The following is a 21,405-nucleotide window of genomic DNA, read 5'->3' as shown; positions in this document are numbered from 1 at the left end:
AAGTGCCACCAGCTCGGCTCTCCTCAAGAAGCAGCTGAAGGCTCGGCCGAAACCCGCGCATGAGGTGCGTTCGCGAAATAGCGGTCGTGTCGAATCCCGCCGGGCCTGTTTCACGTCGTGCCGAGGTGGTTGGTGGCATCTTCCCGAACCCGCAGAATGCGGTCGATCAGGCCCCATTCCAATGCCTCTTCTGCCGTCATGAAGCGATCGCGGTCCATGGCCTGCCCGAATTCTTCGTAGGTGCGACCGCAATGCTCGGCGTAAAGCCGTGTCATGCGATGCTTGGTCTTCTGCATTTCCTCTGCATGGATCAGCATGTCAGATGCCTGTCCCCGGAACCCGCCCAGCCGCTGATGAACATGGATGCTGGCGTTGGGAAGCGCAGTGCGTTCGCCCGGATGGCCGGACATCAGCAGCAACGAGTTCATCGAGCGGGCGGTTCCCATGCACAGTGTATGCACCGGGGCGTGAATGTAACGCATCGTATCGTACATCGCGAGACGGCTGGTTACGACGCCACCTGGGGAATTGATGTAGAGATGGATCGGCCTTTTGCGATCGAACTGTTGGACGGCTATTGGGGATCAATTGAAGCGAAGCACGGCCGGCCCGCTGCTGTTCGACTGGGAGCATGCTCCTCTCGATCGCATCGCCCGGCACTTCCACCCGCTCGGGCAGGACCACAAGCAACAGAAATATGCTCTTGGCTATTTGATCGGCAATCTCGGCATTGAGATTGCGGGGCCGGCGAGGATGCCAAGGAAAAGCTGAACCAGATCGTGAAGCGCCGGGATCGCCACTGAGAGCGCGATCCTTCAAAGCGCAACGGACCGACGTCGCCATCGGCTGCGCCGTCCTTCGTCGCATGCTCGCGTGCACACGACCGAAATCCGTTCGTTGCATGACAACCAGCGCCTAAACGACGGCATCAAAGATCAGAGTCCGAAAATACCACGATCCCCGCACCAACGCTCTCACGGATCATTCCGTTGACAGAACCCGAGTTTGAAAACCCGTCAGGCCTGCACGCCAACCCCGAGCAAGGCTTCTCCCTCGTTTACGGACAGGCTTGACATGCGGTAAAGAATGAAACCATCATTTTCCGATGTGATCCGCGCCAGCGTCTCACCGAAAACGTTTCTGATCTCGCCGAGCAAATCGCCGTTCGAAATTGTCTCCGAAAGCTCCTTGTTGGAATACCAGAGCCCCGAAACCGGAGCGGTCGGAACCCACATGGTGCATACCTTCATCGGTTCGTCCGTCGCCGGCTTTGGCGCCTCATTGATCATGCCGATGTGCTTCATGACACGTCGAATGCCGTCCAACATCATGCCGACTGTGGTCTCGTTCCATAGACCATTTCCGCTGATCTCTGGCAAGATACTGGGAACGCCGACGCCATAGGCGCCGTTGATGCTGTTACCGGGTCGCGCAGATGCGACAGCGACCGGCAGACCAAAGGCTTCGGCCATCGCCTTCGACTTTTCGCAGGCGCCGGGGAAGATGGTGAACGGCGCCAGGCTTTCGTCGAGGTCGCCGCCGTGCAGATCCATATAGGCATCGACTTTCGGATAGACCTCGCTCACCAGCCAATGCGCTAGGCGCTCGCCGAGCGTACCGTCTGGATTGCCGGGGAACATACGATTCAGGTTCTTTCCGTCCTGCGGCATGATGTAGATGCTGCGCTTGCTGAAGCCCTCGACATTCAGGATAGGCAGGATGACGAGCGTGCCCTTGATCTCCTCAGGCTTCGTCTGGATCATCCGGACCGCAGCCTCGATGGAGCAGAATTCCGATGCGTGAACGCCGGCGGTTATCAGCAGGGTTGGCCCGCTCTGTGCCCCCTCGATAATGGCAAACGGGATTTCAAGGTCTTGGACGGGCTTGATATAACCGAATTTGGTCCTCGATTGACCCGTTTTGAAGACTGGTAAACTTGCCATGGAAAAATCCTCTGCTTGAATATTGGCGGCCTGAGCTAGCCTGCAAAATGGCAGGCAGCCCAGTGATTGGGACGAACTTCCCGAAGCTTCGGCACGTCTTTCGAGCAGACAGCCGTGGCCATCCAGCAACGGGTACGGAAGGGGCAGCCGGAAGGTGGGTTAAGGGGGCTGGGGACATCGCCGTGAAGTACAATGCGATCCTTGCCGCTTGTCTCCTTCGTTCCGGGTATCGCCGACAGCAATGCCTGCGTGTAGGGCATCCTGGGGTCAGCATAGAGGTCTTCGGCGGATCCGACTTCGACCAGCTTGCCGAGATACATGACGCCGACACGATCGCTGAAATACTCGATCACCGACAGATCGTGAGCGATGAACAGGTATGTCAGGCCGAATTCCTTCTGCAAATCGGCCAGCAGGTTCAGGACTTGCGCCTGTACGGAGACATCGAGCGCCGAGACCGGCTCGTCGGCCAGGACGAATTTCGGCCGCAACGCCAGGGCGCGGGCGATGCCGATGCGTTGGCGCTGGCCGCCGCTGAATTCATGCGGATAGCGGTCGAGATGCTCCTTGCGCAGGCCGACTACCTCGATCAGGGATTCGACCCGCTCATTGCGTTCGTCGCGGCCCATGCCCTGGATTGTCAGACCCTCGGCGATGATACTGCGGATGGTCATCCGCGGATCCAGGCTTCCATGGGGATCCTGGAAGATCATCTGCATATTCCGCCGCAGCGCCTTGAGCCGGGAGGGAGAGGCTGCGAGCACATTCTCTCCCTCGAACAGAACCTCGCCGGATTGCGACCGTTCAAGCCGCATGATCGAGCGGCCGAGCGTCGATTTTCCGCAGCCGGATTCACCGACGAGACCGAAGGTCTCACCCCGGCGGATACTGAAGGAAACGTCGTCCAGTGCCTTCACCCAATCGGTCTTCTGGCTGAGCACGCCGCTCCGACTGGGATAATGTGTCTTCAGGTTCCGCACTTCGAGTAGGACATCGTCGGAGACGCTTCTCTGGATCGGGGGGGCCTGGTCTTGCGCCGGTACGGTCATGGCATCCTCATTTCTCGGCACATCAATAAAGCCAGCAGGCGACCAGCCGGCCGTCGCCGCAATCCTTCATATCCGGCATTTGCGAACAGGCAGGCATTGCCCGGGAGCATCGCGGTTGGAAGGGGCAGCCCGACGGCATATGGAGCGGACTGGGTACCGCCCCGCCGATCGCACTGAGCCGATGCCCGCGCATCCTGGGGTCGGGAATGGATGAGAGAAGACCGACGGTATAGGGATGCTTCGGATCATCGGTCACCTGGCCAACCGTTCCCTTCTCCATGACCTTGCCGGCATACATCACCACGACATCCTCGCACATTTCCCGGACGACGCCGATATCGTGGGTGATCAACAGAACTGCGGTATTGATGCGCTGACGCAGGTCCTTGATAAGGTCTAGGATTTGCGCCTGAATGGTAACATCGAGCGCCGTAGTCGGCTCATCGAGGATGAGCAGATCCGGCTCGTTTGCGAGCGCGATGGCGATAGTCACGCGCTGTCGCATGCCGCCGCTCAGGCGATGCGGATATTCGTGGACCCGGCGTTCCGGCGCGGGAATTCCGACGAGCCGGAATAGCTCGATCGCACGCTCCATGGCCTCCCGCTGGCTGATTGGCCGATGCGCCTGCAATGCCTCGACCATCTGCGCGCCGACGGTATAGACGGGATTGAGCGCAGTCATCGGATCCTGAAAGACCAGACAGATCTCGCGTCCGCGCATGCTGCGGATTTCGCGTTCGCGAAAGGTGACGATATCTCTTCCCTTGAAGAGGATCTGCCCGCCGGCAACGAAACCCGGCGGCTCGATCAGCCGCATGATCGACAGCGACGTGACGCTCTTGCCCGAACCCGACTCGCCGACGATTCCCAGGCTGGCGCCGACGGCAAGACCGAAGCTTACACCGTTCACGGCCTTCACTGTGCCTCGCGACGTCCTGAAATGCGTCTGCAAGTCCCGAACCTTGAGGAGTGGAGCGGTATCAGCATTCCGCTCGGCATTGGCGCTCAACATCATACTCTCCGAAATAATGACACGGTTCCATCCGTGCCGGCTGGTCGAAATAAGAGGCTTGCGGGCGCCAGGATCGCGCCCGCGCCTTTCTCCTATTGCGCCCGGCTGCGGACCTTTCCGCCCTGAATGACGAGCTTGAGATCGCGAAGCGCGCCGAGATTGTCGAGCGGGTTGCCGCCAACGACAATGACATCGGCCGCCAGTCCCTTCGTCAGGGTTCCGACCTTGTCGTCGATGCCGATGACCTTGGCCGCAAAACCGGTTCCAGAGACGATCGCTTCCATTGTCGTCATGCCGCCTCGATGCATGAGCTCAAGCTCGAGCGGCAGTCCCTCGAAAGGAGTGAAGCGCCAGCCGGCATCCGTGCCTGCCACGAAGGACACGCCGGCGTCCCGCAGCTTGCGGAACTGAGAGAGGTTGTCGTCCAGCATCCTGATCCAGCGTTCGAGGAAAGCGTCCTCCGTCGGCGTGCGATCCTTCTTCGCCGTCATGATCTCGACGACGGAGCCGCCAACCGCTAGCGTGCTCGTAACCGGAATGCCTGATTTGCCAAGCTTTTCCGCGACTTCAGGGACGTATTTCTGGTTACCCTTGGAGTCGGTGATGAAGCCGGCATGCTCGATCTGGTCGACGCCGGCGTCGATCGCATAGTCGATGGAGTCCGCGCACAGGCAATGCACGGCGATCTTGCGGTCGAGCGCATGTGCCTCATCCGCCAGAGCGCGCATCTCCTCACGGTTATAGGCCGGCCGCCACGAGAGCGTGTTGACAGTCCCGCCGCCGCTTCCCATGACCTTGATGAAATTGGCGCCGATCTTCGCCATTTGGCGAACCTTCAGTCGCAGCCCGTCGATGCCGTCGGCCTCACCGCCAAAATACCAGGTGTGGCCACCGGTGATGGTAATCGGCTGGCCACAGGAGAGGATGCGTGGGCCTACGCCATGACCAAGTTCCAGCGCGCGCTGGAGATTGATGACGGTGGTGCCCGAGGCGCCGAGATCGCGCACCGTGGTTATGCCAGCGGCAAGCGCGCGTTGTGCCGTAAACGCGGAGGTGGCCACAAGGACCCCCTCCGGTTCGCGAACAACTGTCTCCAGCAACGTGCCGTCACCGGGCATGTTGAGGTGCACATGGGTGTCGATCATCCCCGGCATGATGGTGCAGCCGGGAAAATCGAGAATTTCGGCATCAGGCGAGACGACTGAATCGGGCGCTTGACTGGGATAGACACCGACAACCTTGCCCTCTTCGATAACGAGGACGGCATTCTCAACGACCGCGGAGCCGGTTCCGTCGATCAGCCTGTCTGCACGGATAAGAGTAGTCATCTCAAGAACTCCTTGCGTTTACGCAACAATCACTCAGTCGGCGAGCGAGGCCGGCAAGAGGTATTCAAAGCCGCCGCCCGAATAGGTGACGCCCGTCAGTTTCTTGGAGGTCATGACAAGATCGATGTTCTGGCGGATCGGCATGATCACGGCCTGATCCATCAGTGTCTTCTGCACCTGATGATAGATATCGACGCGCTTCGCCGGATCCGCTTCCTGCTGTCCCTGGCTAATCAGCTGCGACAGCGCCGGATCGGAATATTTGCTCCAGTTGAAATACTGCCCCGGCAGGAACCAGAAATGCAGCGCATCCGGGTCGACCGCGATATATTGCAGCGGCGTGATCGACATGTCGCCGTTGATATTGGCGTTCAACCATGCCGGAACCGCAAGCTGTTGAACCTGGACATCCATCCCGACCTTGCGCAGATAGCCCTGCATCGCCTGGGCGAGCAGAGGATAGGAAGGAACGGTCGAGATCGCATTGATGGTGAAGGCGAGCCGCTTGCCGTCCTTTTCCCAGAAATCGCCGTTCTTCGTCCAGCCGCCGTCCTTCAGCGTCGCCTCGGCCTTGGCCGGATCGTAGGGATAGGCATTTTCAAGAGATGCATCGTAGGCGGTCATGCCCTGCTGCAGCGGCGTGTTGCTCGGCGGGAAGACGCCGGCCTCGGCGAGCTGGATGACACCCTTCTTGTCGATGGCGTACATGATCGCCTTGCGCACGGCGATATCGCTGGTGGGGAATTTCGAGGCGTTGATTGGCGCGAAAATGCCCATGCCGCTGATCGGCACTGGCAGCGCACCATAAGTTCCCGCCTTCTTAAAAGCGTTCCAATAAACGCCGGGCGTCTCCTGCATCAGCTGCGACTGGCCGCTCTGGAACTGGCTGACGCGCGCCTGCGAATTCGGAACGATCTGGAAGGTCACCTCGGCGATATCGGCCGGGCCGGCGTGCTTCACCGCTTCCGGTCCCCAATTATAGGCATCGTAGCGCTTCAGGACGACGCGCTGATCCGGTTGGTAGCTGACGAATTCGAAGGGGCCGGTGCCGGTCGGATGAAGGCCGAGATCCTTGCCATACTGCGCAATGGCTTTCGGCGACTGGATACCCATGTAGGGTTCGCCAAGCTGCGCCAGGAAGGGAGCATAGGGGGTCGTGCAGGTGAACTGCACGGTATATTTGTCGACGGCCGTTGCTGTCGTGCAGGGACCGAGGAGACCGATCGATATTTTCGACTGCGTATCCTTGCTGGTAATGTATTTTACGTTGGCGACGACGGCGTCGGCATCAAACTGCGTGCCGTCATGGAAGGTCACGCCCTGTCGAAGGGTAAACGTATAGGTCTTGCCGTCATTGGAGACGGCCCATTTCGTCGCGAGATGCGGGGTGATCTGAAAATCGGGTGTCAGCCAGACGAGCGTGTCGAAGATGTTGGCATCGATCGGACCGACGTCGCGGGCGCCGGTCGTTGCCGGGTTGAGTGAATCGACCGGCTCCGCCCAGCCGATGGTCAATTTGGCGTTCTTGTTGGGCGCCGCGGTTTGCGCATTCGCGGTGACGGCGAAAGCAAGGCTCCCGGCTGCAACGAAGGTCGTCATCAGTTTTTTCATTTGCTCACACCTCTTTATAATTGTCGAATAATTGCTGGTTGATCGAAAGCTGTGGTTCTGTGCGCTCACCTCCTGGCAAGCGTCGGATCGAGTTCGTCACGCAAGCCGTCGCCGATCAGGTTGACGCCAATGACGAAGAGACAGAGGAAGATGCCGGGGAAGACGGTGATCCACCATGCGAGCGTGATGTAGGTCTGGCCGTCATTGAGGATGGCGCCCCATTCCGGCGTCGGCGGCTGCACGCCGAGACCGATGAAGCCAAGGGCGGTGATCCACAGGGCCGCGATGCCGAGCCAGGTCGTGGTCAGCACGATGATGCCAGACATGACGTTCGGAAGGATATGCCGCATGATGATCCAGCCGTGACCGGATCCGAGCGTGGTCGCTGCGTCGACGAAGGGCAGATGTCGCACCTCTGCCGAGGCACCTTCGACCAGTCGCGCATAGATCGGCACCAGTACCACCGCGATGGCGATCACGCCGTTTATCAGGCCCGGCCCCAGGATGGCGGTGACCGCGAGCGCGAGTAGAATGCCGGGAAATGCCAGGAACAGGTCCACGATACGCATGATCGTGAAGCCGACAACGCCGCCGAAATAGCCGGCGACCAGGCCGATGGCGGTGCCGGCAACGCCGCAAATAGTCACCACCAGCAGGCTCGACAGCATGGTGACGCGACCGCCATAGAGGACGCGAGAGAGCATGTCTCGGCCAAACGCGTCTGCGCCCATCAGATGGTCCATCGACGGTGGGGAGAAGGTCGCCATCGGATCCTGGGCATTGGGATCGATCGAGGTCAGCAGAGGAGCGCCAGCCACCAGAAAGATAAGGACGATGCAGATAATCGACCCGATCAGCAGGCTCGGATGGCTGAAGGCCTTTGCGATCGTCCTAATTCGGGAGAGCTTTGGAGAGATTGCTTCCGCTGCGTTGCTGGTGGCTGGCGGCTGGCTCTGATGGGACATGTTCGCGTCTATGCTCATCGTCGTTTCTCCGCCTATCGGTTCGCTATTCGAGGGTCGAGGACCGGGTAGAGAAGGTCGACGATGAAATTCGTCAGCGCATAGATGATGGCGATGATCAGAACGACGGCCTGGACCGTCAGATAGTCCTTGGCGAGAATGGACTGTACGAGGAGCCGGCCGATCCCGGGGCGGGAAAATACCGTCTCGATGATCACCGTGCCCGAGAGAAGCTGGCCAACCTGTATCCCGACAATGGTCAGGATCGGCAGCAGTGCGTTGCGAAGGATATGGCGAAAAAAGACCCGCAACCGCGTCAAGCCCTTCGCGCGAGCGGTTATGACGTGGCGCTGGACCTGTGCGGCGATGATGCTGGATCGGACGAAACGGGCATTGAAGCCGATCGAGCCCAGGGCCAGCGTGATAGACGGCAATACCAGCCCCTTGAGCGACGTTCCGCCGACGACGTCGAACCACGGAATGGTGACGGCGAAGGCGAGGATGAGAAGCAGCCCGAGCCAGAAGCTCGGGATCGACATGAAGGTCAATGCAATACCCATTACGGCGGTATCGGCGGCGCGATTGCGCCTTAGTGCGGCAATGACACCGAAGATGAGGCCGAAGATCACTGAGAGGCCGAGGCCGGCGATGGTCAGCTGGATGGTGGCGGGGAAATTATCGGCTAGCAGAGAGCTCACCGACTGCTGGTAGCCATAGGAATAGCCGAAATCGCCCTGGAAGACGTTGGATATCCAAAGCCAATATTGGACGATCAGCGGCTTATCGAGGCCGAGCTGTGTACGCAACCGCTCCACGACCGTCGGATCGCTGGCATTGGTCCCGAGCAAAGTTATGACCGGATCACCAGGAATGAGGCGGATGATCATGAAGACAACGACACTGATGCCGAAGGCCAGTGCCACGATCGCAATAACGCGTCTCAGGACATAGCTCGTCATGATTTTGAGCCCTTCGATGCGGATTGGCCCGCAAGCTCCCGACCGGCCGCAAGCGTTGCGATCTTCGGCCGCAAATTCCGGTGCGGCGTCCTTTCCTCCAGAGCATGGGCTGCGTCCAAAATGGTATTCTCCTGAAGGGCAGAACCGGCAAACTGAATGCCGGTCGGCAGACAACCCTCTCCAAGGCCGTTGATGATCGATACCGTGGGCGTGCCCGCCAGAACGCCGGCCAGATTGAGCGGCCGCCGACCCGAGGCACGGGGAAGGCCGTATTCGAAATCCTTGTCGATATCGGACGCAAGTGCTCCGAGCGAAGGGGCGAGAAGCGCATCGTACTGGCCGGCGATCTTTGCAAAGCTCTCGGCAATCACACGCCTGATCCGCTGCGCCCGGATGTAATCGTGAGCAGGGAGAACGGCGGCGGCCATTCTGAGTCCGGCGGCCTTAAGGGCAGTTAATTCCACCGTGCGGCCCGCGGCAACGAAATCGTCGAACGCCGCATAGGCTTCGGCTGCTGTCACCACCTGCGCGACTTCGGCGTAGGGGAAATCCGGCAGACTGACTTCTTCAACCGTGCCGATGTCCGCAAGCGTATGCAACGAATTGCGGAAATTGGCCTCGACGTCCGGATGAGCGCCTTCGCAGCATCCTTCCACGACACCGAAGCGGAAGCCACGCTTGCGCCTTTGGCGATCGTGATACCGATAGCTGCGCTTAAGGCTGGAAGGATCGTTGACGTCATGCCCGGCGATGGCCTCGAGCACGAGCCCGCAATCTTCTGCGCTCCGGCACATGGGGCCGAGGCGATCGAGCGTCCAGCAAAGCGTCATCGCACCAAGGCGGCTGACACGGCCATAGGTCGCCCGCAATCCGGCCGTGCCGGTGACAGCGGACGGGAAAAGGATGGAGCCGCTCGTATCGCTGCCGATCGCGAATGGGACCACGCCGGATGCGACAGCGGCGGCTGGACCGCTGGAAGAGCCGCTGGTCCAGCGGCTGGGATTCCAGGGGTTTGCCGTAGCGCCGGTCAGCGAGGCGTTCGGGTTGTTATATCCCATGCCGCCGGCGATCTCGACCGTCGCAAGCTTGGCCACGAGGATCGCGCCGGCGTCGCGAAGCTTTCGTGTAACGGTCGCCTCCTGCGCGAAGGTCTGATCCCGAAAAGGTTCGGCTCCCCAGGTGGTCGGCGCACCGACTGCGGCGATAATATCCTTCAAGCCATAGGGAATGCCATGCAGCGGACCGCGGTCGAGACCGCCTTTCAATTCGGCTTCCGCGAGCATTGCCTCACGGAGCGCTGTTTCTTCCATGATAGTGACGACCGCTCGCAAGGGTTGCGCGATGTGTTCAAGGCGAGAGAGACAAAGCTTCGCGAGTTCAACGGGTGAAAGCTCTCCGGCCCTCAATAGTCGTCCCAATTCACTGATCGAGAGAAACGCAATCTCGTCATCGGTCATCGTTCAGGCCCGGATATAGCTGAATGGAAAACGCCGGTTCCATCGCGTTGGTCAGCGCAAAACGGTGAAGCTTTTCAGTGTTCGCAATCTGCGCCTCGAGATTTGCAGCAATTTCGCGCAATTGGCCGTCATCGAGACCTTCCGGATGCAGCAGAGAGACCGCCTTGGCCAGTGTCTCGGCAATCCGCGTTCGGTCGCCTTCATGCATCTGGGGGTAATGGCTGGCCGCCTCCGGCAAGGGAGGTTCGGTGAGAACAGGAGACATGGGAGTTCCTATAAGCCACACGGACTGTATTAATCTGCTGTTACAATTTCATGGGTAAGAAAGTGTGTCAACGCCGATTAAGCCATAAATTGATTCTGAAGACGACAGAATCCAATCTATACGCGACCTCAAAAACCTTCAGTCCGTTATAGTTGAGAGAACGGTTTGGAGGGCTGCTCGATTATATTAGTACAGTTCATGGGGATGCCGGAAAACGACCGAAACCCTGCGGGTCTTTGCCCGCAGCTTGGTGAACTGCGATAGCGGCCAAAAGCGCTTCTTCAGTCCAAGATTGTCCCGCAAGGTGCCCCTTGAAATTCCTGGAAGGAGTGAACCAATTTTGATTGGTTCAATTGATTGCATATCCTGATCGCCCGTCAAACGCTTTTTTGTGCAATTTTGCATTCGCACAATTATTATGCGTTGCGATTAAATCCTCGCCTTGGTTTGCCTTCAGGAGGCGCATCGTCGTTCTGATGCGTTGAGGAAATCGTCAGCCCGAGGTCGTTTGTTCACGCCCTGCAGACGGATCAGCCCGTCGGGGACGGGGACGACGCCGTCGACATTTTTCTTGGCTGACCATAGCGACTTATAGTAGTAAAGGAGGATAATCGGCGTGTCCGCAAGTAGATGGTGGTCGCCGCGAATAGAGCTTGGCCCGTTCGCTGGCATCGGTCGTCTGCCATGCCTGCATCAGGATCTTGTCGAGATCGGCGTTGCAATAATGCCCCCAGTTCAGGTATCCGTCGCAGGTGATCCAGGGGCTGATATTGCCATCGGGATCCGGTCGTCCGCTCCAGATCGCCATGGAGGCCTGATATTTCCGGCGTCCGAGTTTACGGCGAGCGTCGAGGATTCCAGCGTCTGAATTTTGCCGTTGAAGCCGCCTCCGATGCCATCGACTGAATCATCTGGCCGATCTGCTCCAGCGTCGGGCTATTGGCGACGGAAGCGTGAAGGACGGGCTCGGCGTCCCTGTCTGCGCCAGCAGCGCCTTCTGCTTTTCGACGTCTCGCCGCATGAGGTGCGCCTTGTCATAGAACTGCATTCCGACAGGTTCTGTCTGGCTTGCCGGCACGAACAGGCCCTCATAGGTCACCTGGTTGAGGGCGTCGAGGTCCAGCGAAAGCTCGAATGCCTGGCCCACCCGGGATCCATGCCCAGAGGATTTCTGCGCCGTGTCGCCCTGATTGACGTTAATGGAAATTAGGTCGAAAGCCGTCGAAGGCCTCTTGGATGACCCTCAGACGGGCATCGCCAGCGACGGTCGCCATATCGCTCGGCGAAAGCCGCTGGATCAAGTCTGGATTCGCCCGAGCGTAGACGGATGAGCCGGACGCTATCGTCCGGGATCATGCGGTAGGCCACGGAATGCGGCGAGATGGGGGCGGCGTTCCAATAGCGATCGAACCGCTTCAACGTGAGTGATCCTGCGAAACGCGATCGGCGAATTCGAAGGGACCGCCGCGGTTGGGAGCACGCTGACGAGCGGCGCGTACGCCTGGTTCAGCTTGATGGGACAGTCGAGGGATCGACGGCATTGCGACGGGCTTCAGCTCGAATTTCCGCCAGGAGATAGGATCATTGCGCTACCGATCGAGGTTGATCCCGCCGCGTTCATCGACGCGCCGTCCCGAAAAAAACGTGGTCTCGAAACTTAGGCGTGAGCGTCAGATTGTCGGGCGACCAGCTCCAGTGGTCGAGAACCGCGGCTGAAGCTTTCCATCCGGGGTGATGTCGACCAGCTTGTCACATAAGCCGCAAGGACCAAGAAATTCACGTCAGGGCTACTAGCATGCGCGTTCGGATTTGCACAGACCAGGGCGCGGCCTGGTTTTTAGGAATAACGGAGAAATGAATTTTGGAATTTCCTTATTAAAGGCTTGGATATCTGGCACGCCATTTGCGTGACCCACGGGCACGTCCCGAAATTTGGCTTTTGACACGCCGTTCCGTTTTACTTGGCAGGACGGTTTGTCGACCAATGCGCGGACGTATGACGTGCATATCTTGCGTACGACGATGGGGCAGGGCAGCCGCTGTTATTGCCCGCGGCAAAACCAAGCGCCGGCTCCTGTCAAGACCATATTCAGCCAGCAATTAGGAGAGCGTAATGAGATTTTCTTATCTGCTTCCAATCATGGGAGCGATGCTGCTTGCGAGCGGCGCCTCGGCCAGCGAATTGAAGATCGGCCTTCAGGACGATCTCGACGGCCTCGACCCCGCGCGCTCGCGCACCTTCGTCGGCGAAGTCGTTTTTGAATCGCTGTGCGACAGCTTGGTCGCGGTCGGCGCGGATCTGGAAGCGAAGCCCGAGCTTGTGGAAAAATGGTCGTGGAGTGCCGACAAAACCGAACTGACGATGACGCTGCTGCCCAATCTCAAGTTTCACGACGAAAAGCCGATCGATGCCGCAGCCGTCAAAGCCAATCTAGACCGAGCGCGAACCATGCCGGACAGCATGCGCAAATCGGAGCTGCAATCGGTCGTCAGCGTTGATGTTCTCGATAATCTGAGCTTTAAAATCAAGCTGAAGCAGCCCGATCCCACCTTGCTGCCGCAGCTGTCGAACCGCGCCGGGATGATGCTTTCGCCAGCCAGCTTCGACAGCGCCGTCACCGCGCCGGTGTGCTCCGGCCCCTATAAGTTCGTGACGCGCCAGCAGAACTACAGCATCACGCTGGAGAAATTCGCGGACTATCGCAATGCCGCCGACTACCATTTCGACAAGGTGACCTTCATGATCATGCCCGATACGACGGTGCGCCTCGCGAACCTGAAATCGGGCGGGCTCGACATGCTAGAACGGCTGGCGCCGACGGATATTCCCTCGGTGAAGAGCGATCCGACACTGCAGCTCGCGCAGATCACCAGCGTCGGCTATCAGGGCATCACCATCAATGTCGGCAATGGCAACCGCGCCAGCGGGCCGCTGGCAAAGGACAAGCGCGTGCGCCAGGCGCTGGAGCTGGCGATCGACCGCAACGTCATCAACGATGTCGTCGGCGCGGGCACGTTCGAACCGGCGCAGCAGCCATTCACACCGATCAGCCCCTATCACGACACGGCGTTTCCCGTCACCACACGCGATGTCGCGAAAGCCAAGGCACTGCTGAAGGAGGCTGGGGTCGACCGCGTCTCGTTCGAACTGATGTTTGCCAATTCGACGACCAGCGAGCAGATCGCCGAGATGATCCAGGCGATGGCCGCGGAGGCAGGCTTCGATATCAAGCTCCACGCGGTCGAGTTCACGACGATGCTGCAGCAGGCGCAGCAGGGCAATTTCGATGCGTTGCTCACCGGTTGGTCGGGCCGCTACGATCCAGACGGCAATATCCACGACTTCGTCGTCTGCAAGGCCGGGCTCAATTATGCAGGGCTTTGCAACGATCAGGTCGACAAGGATCTGAACCAGGCTAAGGTGACGCCTGATTTCGATGCGCGCAAGAAGCTCTATGATGATGCTCAATCCGTCCTGCAGGACGAATTGCCGATCATCTATCTCTACCATCAGCCGTGGCCCTTCGTACTCTCGAAGGATATCAAGGGCTTCACGCCTCTGCCGACCGGATTGATCAGCCTCAAGGGCGTCACCAAGGGGGCGTGAAAGCCGGTCTCAAGATGGAGAAAAAGGAGCCGGGAATCCTCCGGCTCCAGCGGTCAGCCGCGATCCACGAGGTTCTTCGCCATCATCATATGGACGCCCTTGCAGCCGTTGACGGTCTGGGTGATCCTGAGATCGCCGGCGAGGCTGCAGAGCGTATAGGCATCCTCGCGCGACAGGCCGCCCTTGTGTCCCAGCAACGTGATCATATCGCGCAGCGCCATCACCGCGCACTGGTCGAGATCGGGGTCCATGCCCATGGTAATGTAGTGGGTCGGCGTTTCCGCCTGCGGATAGGTGAGTTCCAGATCGTCGCGGACGATCATCTCGAAGGTGCCGCTGAGGGCGGTCTCGATCGCCGTGATGCAGACCTCGCCATCGCCCTGCGCGCCATGTCCGTCGCCGCAGGAAAATAGCGCGCCCTCGTTGAAGACAGGAAGGTAAAGCGTTGTTCCTGCGACCAATTCCTTGTTGTCGATATTGCCGGCATGCGCGCGTGGCATAATTGAGGAAATGCGGCCCCAATTGGCGGGCGGCGCGACGCCCATCACGCCGAAGAAGGGCGCGAGCGGCAGATCAAGGCCCCAGGGCAGGCGGGCGACGCCCGCTTCGGCATCGAGGGGAATGTTCAACAGCCGTGCCGTCTCGAAGTCGTAGGGTAGCGTTCCGGCGAGCGGCCGGATCACGTTATATCCCCAGTCCTGTCGAAGCCGGACATCCTTGATCCGTACTTCCAGTACATGGCCGGGCTTCGCGCCGAGTACCGCAATCGGACCGGTCAGAATATGCCCCGGCATTTCCTGTCTGCTCCTCGCGTGAATATCAAGAAGCTCCGGCGGGATATGAAAATCACCCTTCGGCAGCACATCGGGGCCACCCGAGACGGTCTCGATGGTGACGGTATCGCCGCTGTCGATGGTCAGGGCTGGCGGCTGGGCGGGGTCGAAAAAGCCCCAGGCGCAGTTTTCGGGCGAAGCATGCAAGGTATGAAACATAATAATAAATCCTCGATTTTCGCGCAGGCCGGTGAGCCTGCCGGCCTGAGCGGCCAAGATCCTTAAGGTGCGGCAGACGACCGCTGATGTAGTCATGCAATCGCGATGCCATTCGCCGGCTTAAGCGCCATTTTAGTCTGCCGGGAGGGGAAGCTTGTCGCGCAGTCGATCAAAAGCAGGTATCGCCTGCAGCGGCGTCATTCAGGACTTACAAACGTCTGGATGCAGAAGCGAGCGGCGTTGGTGCGCTGCGGCCGCGATAGCTTCGGCGATTCCAGCATCCGGGCAGGGGTCATTGTACATCAGAACGTGATCCAAAAGCCGTCCTGACATCGTGTCGGGCGATCCGATCCGCGCCAAGGCGAGCGGCATCTCCGGCATATACCAGGCTTTCGCTCGCGCCGAATCTCACTGCCGCCCAGAACATGTTTTTGGGTGCTAAGCCTTCACGTACGGAGTGCTAGACAAGGCGACGACCCGCGCCCGCGCCCGGCCAATCCTGACGCCTGGGAATCGAATTCGGTCCCAATGAGTTGGTCGCCGCACTGTCCCCCGGTGAGCGGCAGATGGTCGAAATCGCAAGAGCGCTGACGACCAACGCCCGTATCATCGTCATGGACGAGCCGACGACGTCACCGACGTCTCGCGAGACGGATCGCCTGTTCGAAGTCATCGCCGGGTTGAAGGCGCAGGGTGCCATCATCTACATCAACCATCGCATGGAGGAGATCTATCAGCTTGCCGACCGTGTCAGCGTCCTGCGCGACAGCAGCTACGTCGGTACTCTCGATCGCCAGGATCTCTCCGCGTCCAAACTGGTCTCGATGATGGTCGGTCGCGGCCTTTCCTCCGTGCTCTCAAACGGCCTCATTCTCGTCGGCGTCTCCGACATCTGGCAGTACATCATCAAAGGGCTCGTCATCATCGTCGCCGTGACGCTCGACCGTTACAGGCTAAAAGGACTTAGCCGTACATGACATACGGCTCAGGGGACCGGAATCTGCCGGAAAACTGGGTGCGCCGGGAGCGTCACCAACATGGAGGAATAATATGCGTGCACTTTCGAAACTGCTTGTCGGCACCGCACTCGCGGCCGCCATCGCGATGCCTGCTGCCGCCAAGGGCTTGAACAAGATCGGCATCTCTGTCGGCCCGTTCGGCAACCCGTTCTTCGTCGCGACCATCAAGGGCATCGGGGACAGCGCCAAGAAGATCAATCCGAATGTTCAGGTCACATCCGTATCGGCCGACTATGACCTCAACAAGCAGGTCTCGCAGATCGACAGCTTCATCGCAGCAGGCGTCGACATCATCATGCTGAGGGCCTTCTGACTCGCTTCGACAAGATTGACGCGGTCTTCGCGATCGACGACCCGACGGGCATTGGTGCGGAGCTCGCCGCAAAGCAAGTGCCGAAACGAGTTCTTCATCACATCGGTCGACGGCGCGCCCGACATCGAGAAGTCGCTGGCAAGCGGCAAGTCGATGATCAAGGCGTCCGCTTCACAGGACCCATACACAATGGCCGGCGACTCCCTGAAGATGGCCGTCGACGTTCTGAACGGCAAGAAGCTGTCCGAGCCGACCGTTCTGCTCGATCCGAAGCTGATCACTGCGGACAACATCAAGGACTACAAGGGCCGGACTGCTGCTCGATAAGGGCGCCGCACGGAAAGGACCCGCTTGGTCGCGGGCCCCGATCTCTATCTGAACGAAAGGATTGGTCGTCACATGTCGAAAATCGGTGCTCACTCGTTTGTCTGGAGCGCAGGCTCGTCCAAGAGCTGGGCCACAAACTGATCGAGTTCTCGTATCTCGATCCAAAGCAGGTCGACGTGAAATGGCTCGCAGAACGCATCAAGGAGCTCAATCTCGATGTGGCGATCAGCATGGGACTACCTCCGGAAGGCGACATCTCGAGTGCGGACGCGCCTATCATAGCCAATGGCCAGGACATCCTCGACCGGGCAGTGGCCCTGGTGCGCGACCTTGGCGGCACTAAATTGGCCGGGATCCTGAGCTCGGCCCACGGCAAACAGGAACAGGCGTTGACGAGGCAGGCGTGGGATATCAGTGTCTCCGCCCTGTCGAAGGTAGCGGACCGGGCAAGGGCGTCCGGCGTCACGCTTTAATCTTGAGATCGTCAATCGCTTCGAAAGTAACGTGCTGAACATGGCCGCACAGGGTATGCAATATATGACGGACACGGGCGCTTCTAATGTCTTTCTTCGCCCTTATACGTTCTATATGAATATCGAGGAGGCGGACGTCGGGCTTGTTCCGTCATGCAGCCGACAAGATTGGCTATGTTCATATCGGCGAAAGCCACCGTGGCTATCTCGGGACTGACAACATCAATTTCGCAGCAATTTTTGATGCGCCCGTCGCCATCGGCTGGCAAGCATTATTAGGGCAGGAAGCCCGAGCTTTGAGAAACCTGCCAGCGCCGCCGGAAGGTTTGCGGCAAGCGACGGGCCTTCAGGCAGGAAGATCAGAGACAGCAATAGTCTGCGCCAGAGGCAGAACGAAATGGCGTCTTCATGGCGAAGTCGAGCGGGCGCGGTGGGTTTCCGTGTGTGCGACAGGTGAAATCGGGTGGGGTCATCCAAGCCGATTTCCCTTGATCTGCCGCATGGCCTCGAGGAAATCATCGCCAGCAGCGCGAACGTGACGCCTAGCAGCGTCTGCTGCAACCGTTGGGTCACCAGCCTCAAATGCTGCGAGAATGGCGCGGTGTTCCTCGATCCTGGCCCGCATTCGATATGGAATCGAGGGCAGGCGCCGACGGAAGGACTCCAGCAAATCTGCATATCGTTCCAGGACTTCAATGGCCTCTGTATTGGGATCGGAGCGGAAGATCAGATCGTGGAACTTCGAATTGGCAGATTCAACTATGTCTGCATTTTCGTCGCGTACGGCAATCTCGAAGTCCAGTTGCACCCCCTTCAGCTCTTCGATCATCGCAGATGTGCAATATCTGCAAAATCTTTCGACCAGAAGCGGCTCCAAGAGCGCGCGGATCTCAAAAATATTGCGCACAAAGCTTTCATCAAGGATGCGGACGCTGGCCCCTCGATTGGGGCTGATAAGTATGAAGCCTTCACCCTGGAGTTGGTTCAGCGCGTCGCGGACCGGTTGGGGGCTGGTATTGTACCGTTTGATGAGCTCGCCGACGACAAGCCGTTGTCCTGGCTTGAAAAAGGATGACGTAATGTCAGCGCGAATGAGATCGCGCAACGTATCATAATGCGTCGCGGACTTTTCTTTGGCCATGCCCTCGAACGGCGGAGCGGGTTCGTCGCGATTTGTCCTAAGCGTGTTCTCTTCAATGTCCATCTGCGTTCTCTGCTTTCTGCCGATATTCGCACAATCATCAACTCCGATCTACCGCATACAATATCGAAAATCGTCTGTTGATTTTATAAAATAGTCGGATAATTTTGGATAAAGACGCACGTTGAGGTATGGCCGTGAAAAATCGAACACCGAAGGCGATCAGGATAGAAACATTCCTGGTGGGAAGGCCCTGGAACAATCTTCTAATTGTCAGAATCACGGCGGACAACGGCCTGACCGGCCTGGGTGAAGGCACCATGCAATGGCAGGCGAAGACTGTCGAAACGGCGGCGGTCACTCTCTTCCGCCGCTACGTCATTGGCAATTCTGTTTTTGAGATCGAGCGTCTCGTCCAGGCGATGTATCGCAACGAATATGCTCGCGGGGGACCTGTTCTGAACAGTGCCATCGCAGCAATTGAAATGGCCCTGTGGGACATCTGCGGAAAGCATTTGGGGCGGCCGGTCCACGATCTGCTTGGCGGAAGGGTGCGCGACTCGATGCCGGCATACGCCAACGGATGGACGGGAGCGGGAAAGGATCCTGACGACCTACACGGCGCAGCCCGCGAAGTTGTCGCCCAGGGGTTTACAGCACTTAAATTCGATCCCTTCTGGGCCCTCGGCCGAGATCCTGCGACGGCGGATATCCGACGTGGCATGGAGAAGGTCGCGATTGTACGTGACGCTGTTGGTCCGGACGTAGATATCCTCGTCGACGGGCACGGGCGCTTTAGCGTCGGCACCGCAATCGACGTCGGTCGCAGGCTGGCGGACTACGATGTCTATTGGTTCGAAGAGCCTGTCGACCCCGAAAACGCCCAGGCACTTGCGAAGGTCGGCCGGTCCATACCCGTCCGCCTTGCCACCGGCGAAAGATGCTATTCCCGTTACCACGTGCCGCAATTACTCGCGGCGTCCGAGGTTGCTATCCTACAGCCAGATCCAATCCAGGTCGGTGGGATACTCGAATCGCGCAAGATTGCGGCCATAGCAGATTCGGCATACGTCACTGTCTCTTTTCATTCCCCATTCGGGCCTGTCGCGACGGCCGCCGCGCTGCAGATCGACGCATGCACGACAAATGTTTGGAAGCAGGAATCGTTTAGCGCTTTCGATGTGCCCTGGCGACAGCAGCTGGTGAGAAATTGTCCGATGCCCAACGACGGGTCCTATGCGATCTCATCTGAACCGGGGCTAGGTGGGATCGAACTCAACGATGAAGTCGCACGCGAACATCCTTATCGGGAAGAGGGGCTCGAATCGATGTGGCAAGAGAATGGCGGCATGACCGCGTGGTTGGACACGTTGATGTGACGCAAAAAGCAGCTGCGAAAATCGGCTTCCGCCGTCGTTAGGAGGCAGAAGGGCGTTTCCGCGACGACCTTCGCGATCGAACAGCAATGCTGACGTTCTTGCAAGCTGTGGAGGAGGATCGCCGTTGGCGGCCTGTCGCAGTTCCGGGCCTTTGGAGAACACTGGAAAGGGGAGGAGTTTAAATGGAGAACGTCAACCTTGCGCCATCGCGATGGCTCAGAATCGCACCGGTCGTGTTCGTCGTCTACAGCGTCGCGATCGTAGATCGGGCCAATTATGGCTTTGGATCCGCCGCGGGCATGGCGAAGGACCTGGGCATTACGGATAACGCAAATTCGTTTCTGGGGGCGTTGTTTTTCCTAGGCAATTTCCTCTTTCAGATACCAGCCGCGCACTATGCCACGCGCTACAGCGCTAGAAAACTGATCTTCTGGAGCATGGTTCTGTGGGGGCTACTTGCTGCTGGCACCGGCCTCATCACCAATTTGTCGTTGTTGTTTGCCGATCGATTCCTGCTGGGCGTCGTTGAGAGTGCTGTTTTCCCAGGCACGCTGATTTTTTTGAGCCATTGGTTCACCAAAAAAGAGCGGTCACGCGCAAATAGCATCATGATCCTTGGCAATCCGATTACTCTTCTTTGGATGTCGATTTTATCGGGTTATCTCGTCGATCAATTCGGGTGGCGGGCGATGTTCGTGATCGAGGGTGTGCCAGCAGTTATTCTGGCGGCCGTTTGGCTCTATGCTGTCAACGATCATCCTGCCCAGGCGAGTTGGCTCTCACCCAAGGAGCGCGAGGATCTGGAGAATGCCTTTGCTGAAGAGCAAGGCGAAATCGAGCCCGTCCGCAACTACCGTGAAGCGCTTGCCAAGCCAACGGTATGGGTCCTCGCCTTCCAGTACATGTTCTGGAGCGTCGGCGCGAACGGGTTGGTCATTTGGTTGCCCGCCATTTTGAAAGGCGGTTCCAACTACGGCATGACCGAGATTGGTTGGCTTAGTTCCGTGCCTTATGTGCTTGGTGCAATCCTGATGTTCTCTGGCTCGACATGGTCAGACAAGGTCCAGAAACGGCGCCCCTTCATTTGGCCGTTTCAAATGTTGGCAGCAGCCGGTTTTCTTGTCTCCTATTTGTCTGGAAACTCGCATTTTTGGCTTGCCTATATTGCGATCGTTCTCGCGGCAGGAGCGCTCTATGTCCCGTATGGACCGTTCTTCGCCACTATTCCCGAAATCCTGCCTCGGAATGTCGCGGGAGGAGCGTTGGCACTGATCAACAGTGTCGGGATACTGGGCGCTTTTGTGGGCGCGTATTTCATCGGTTATCTCAACGCGATAACAGGGGGGCCTGATGCATCGTTTCTCCTTTTATCCGGATCGCTTCTCGTTGCCTCCTTGCTCGGTGTGATGACGAAAAGCTTTGAAGCCGGCTGGCAGAGTGGCAATCGAGCGAGAGCATACTGATGCGCAATGAACAATGCCGAGCGTTTTTGGGAAGGCATTCTCCATGGCCCTTGCCATTCGGGACCCAATGCGCCGATCACCCCGAGCCGTCTAATCTTAAACCAT

General features: G+C 58.7%; 19 protein-coding genes and 3 pseudogenes. 8 read left to right on the top strand and 14 right to left on the bottom strand.

Annotated elements, in window-relative coordinates:
* Nucleotides 1-110 precede the first annotated feature (110 nt).
* Nucleotides 111-578 carry an ATP-dependent Clp protease proteolytic subunit gene (locus tag EV561_RS31910; protein WP_132527927.1) on the bottom strand — a complete coding sequence of 156 codons (468 nt, stop codon included), beginning with the start codon at nucleotides 576-578 and terminating at the stop codon, nucleotides 111-113.
* 10 nt (nucleotides 579-588) lie between these two features.
* On the opposite strand from EV561_RS31910, the gene EV561_RS37410 reads away from it, so the two are divergent.
* A complete protein-coding gene (locus tag EV561_RS37410) occupies nucleotides 589-771 on the top strand; it encodes a hypothetical protein (protein WP_165927991.1) in 183 nt (60 codons plus the stop codon).
* A gap of 28 nt (nucleotides 772-799) precedes the next feature.
* A pseudogene (locus tag EV561_RS31905) lies at nucleotides 800-919 on the top strand (IS5/IS1182 family transposase); the annotation flags it as partial.
* Nucleotides 920-1,016: 97 nt separating this feature from the next.
* On the opposite strand, the gene EV561_RS31900 reads toward EV561_RS31905, so the two are convergent.
* From EV561_RS31900 to EV561_RS31850, 11 genes are all read right to left on the bottom strand, one after another.
* Entirely contained in the window at nucleotides 1,017-1,943 is a 927-nt protein-coding gene (locus EV561_RS31900; RefSeq protein WP_132527926.1) for a M14 family metallopeptidase, read from the bottom strand.
* Between the two features lie 35 nt (nucleotides 1,944-1,978).
* Complete coding sequence (locus tag EV561_RS31895) at nucleotides 1,979-2,992, bottom strand: dipeptide ABC transporter ATP-binding protein (protein ID WP_132527925.1); 1,014 nt, start codon at nucleotides 2,990-2,992, stop codon at nucleotides 1,979-1,981.
* Between the two features lie 22 nt (nucleotides 2,993-3,014).
* Nucleotides 3,015-4,004: an ABC transporter ATP-binding protein gene (locus tag EV561_RS31890; protein WP_132527924.1), complete on the bottom strand. Its 990-nt coding sequence runs from the start codon at nucleotides 4,002-4,004 to the stop codon at nucleotides 3,015-3,017.
* 92 nt (nucleotides 4,005-4,096) lie between these two features.
* The gene (locus tag EV561_RS31885) at nucleotides 4,097-5,332 is read right to left on the bottom strand and encodes an amidohydrolase family protein (protein ID WP_132527923.1); all 1,236 of its coding nucleotides are present in this window, start codon (nucleotides 5,330-5,332) and stop codon (nucleotides 4,097-4,099) included.
* A 33-nt stretch (nucleotides 5,333-5,365) separates the two neighbouring features.
* Entirely contained in the window at nucleotides 5,366-6,943 is a 1,578-nt protein-coding gene (locus EV561_RS31880) for an ABC transporter substrate-binding protein (protein ID WP_132527922.1), read from the bottom strand.
* A gap of 65 nt (nucleotides 6,944-7,008) precedes the next feature.
* Complete coding sequence (locus EV561_RS31875; protein WP_132527921.1) at nucleotides 7,009-7,926, bottom strand: ABC transporter permease; 918 nt, start codon at nucleotides 7,924-7,926, stop codon at nucleotides 7,009-7,011.
* A gap of 14 nt (nucleotides 7,927-7,940) precedes the next feature.
* Nucleotides 7,941-8,864: an ABC transporter permease gene (locus tag EV561_RS31870; protein ID WP_132527920.1), complete on the bottom strand. Its 924-nt coding sequence runs from the start codon at nucleotides 8,862-8,864 to the stop codon at nucleotides 7,941-7,943.
* Nucleotides 8,861-10,321, bottom strand: a complete 1,461-nt coding sequence (locus EV561_RS31865) for an amidase (protein WP_132527919.1) — start codon at nucleotides 10,319-10,321, stop codon at nucleotides 8,861-8,863. The genes EV561_RS31870 and EV561_RS31865 overlap by 4 nt, the downstream gene beginning before the upstream one ends.
* Nucleotides 10,311-10,586, bottom strand: a complete 276-nt coding sequence (locus EV561_RS31860) for a hypothetical protein (protein ID WP_132527918.1) — start codon at nucleotides 10,584-10,586, stop codon at nucleotides 10,311-10,313. The genes EV561_RS31865 and EV561_RS31860 overlap by 11 nt, the downstream gene beginning before the upstream one ends.
* A 589-nt stretch (nucleotides 10,587-11,175) precedes the next feature.
* On the bottom strand, nucleotides 11,176-11,394 hold the full coding sequence (locus tag EV561_RS31855; protein ID WP_132527917.1) for a hypothetical protein: 219 nt from the start codon (nucleotides 11,392-11,394) through the stop codon (nucleotides 11,176-11,178).
* 99 nt (nucleotides 11,395-11,493) lie between these two features.
* On the bottom strand, nucleotides 11,494-11,733 hold the full coding sequence (locus EV561_RS31850; RefSeq protein WP_165927992.1) for a hypothetical protein: 240 nt from the start codon (nucleotides 11,731-11,733) through the stop codon (nucleotides 11,494-11,496).
* A 966-nt stretch (nucleotides 11,734-12,699) separates the two neighbouring features.
* Here EV561_RS31850 and EV561_RS31845 point away from each other — a divergent pair.
* Entirely contained in the window at nucleotides 12,700-14,193 is a 1,494-nt protein-coding gene (locus EV561_RS31845) for an ABC transporter substrate-binding protein (protein WP_132527915.1), read from the top strand.
* 53 nt (nucleotides 14,194-14,246) lie between these two features.
* Here the strand turns inward: EV561_RS31845 and EV561_RS31840 are convergent, their stop codons facing one another.
* The gene (locus EV561_RS31840) at nucleotides 14,247-15,188 is read right to left on the bottom strand and encodes an acetamidase/formamidase family protein (protein WP_165927994.1); all 942 of its coding nucleotides are present in this window, start codon (nucleotides 15,186-15,188) and stop codon (nucleotides 14,247-14,249) included.
* Between the two features lie 563 nt (nucleotides 15,189-15,751).
* Between EV561_RS31840 and EV561_RS31835 the strand changes: the two genes are divergently transcribed.
* The 3 genes and pseudogenes from EV561_RS31835 to EV561_RS31825 all read left to right on the top strand — a co-directional run.
* Nucleotides 15,752-16,162 carry a hypothetical protein gene (locus tag EV561_RS31835; RefSeq protein WP_245513124.1) on the top strand — a complete coding sequence of 137 codons (411 nt, stop codon included), beginning with the start codon at nucleotides 15,752-15,754 and terminating at the stop codon, nucleotides 16,160-16,162.
* Between the two features lie 73 nt (nucleotides 16,163-16,235).
* A pseudogene (locus tag EV561_RS31830) lies at nucleotides 16,236-16,844 on the top strand (substrate-binding domain-containing protein).
* A gap of 72 nt (nucleotides 16,845-16,916) precedes the next feature.
* Nucleotides 16,917-17,583 (top strand): annotated as a pseudogene (locus EV561_RS31825) (sugar phosphate isomerase/epimerase); the annotation flags it as partial.
* A 203-nt stretch (nucleotides 17,584-17,786) separates the two neighbouring features.
* Here EV561_RS31825 and EV561_RS31815 read toward each other — a convergent pair.
* Nucleotides 17,787-18,521: a GntR family transcriptional regulator gene (locus tag EV561_RS31815; protein WP_132527913.1), complete on the bottom strand. Its 735-nt coding sequence runs from the start codon at nucleotides 18,519-18,521 to the stop codon at nucleotides 17,787-17,789.
* 128 nt (nucleotides 18,522-18,649) lie between these two features.
* On the opposite strand from EV561_RS31815, the gene EV561_RS31810 reads away from it, so the two are divergent.
* Together EV561_RS31810 and EV561_RS31805 are read left to right on the top strand one after the other, a co-directional pair.
* A complete protein-coding gene (locus EV561_RS31810; protein WP_132527912.1) occupies nucleotides 18,650-19,837 on the top strand; it encodes a mandelate racemase/muconate lactonizing enzyme family protein in 1,188 nt (395 codons plus the stop codon).
* Between the two features lie 182 nt (nucleotides 19,838-20,019).
* The gene (locus EV561_RS31805) at nucleotides 20,020-21,300 is read left to right on the top strand and encodes an MFS transporter (protein WP_132527911.1); all 1,281 of its coding nucleotides are present in this window, start codon (nucleotides 20,020-20,022) and stop codon (nucleotides 21,298-21,300) included.
* The last annotated feature ends 105 nt before the right edge of the window (nucleotides 21,301-21,405 follow it).

The organism is Rhizobium sp. BK376 (assembly GCF_004341625.1).
Lineage (GTDB): Bacteria > Pseudomonadota > Alphaproteobacteria > Rhizobiales > Rhizobiaceae > Rhizobium.
This window is presented reverse-complemented; position numbering and strand designations above follow the sequence as displayed.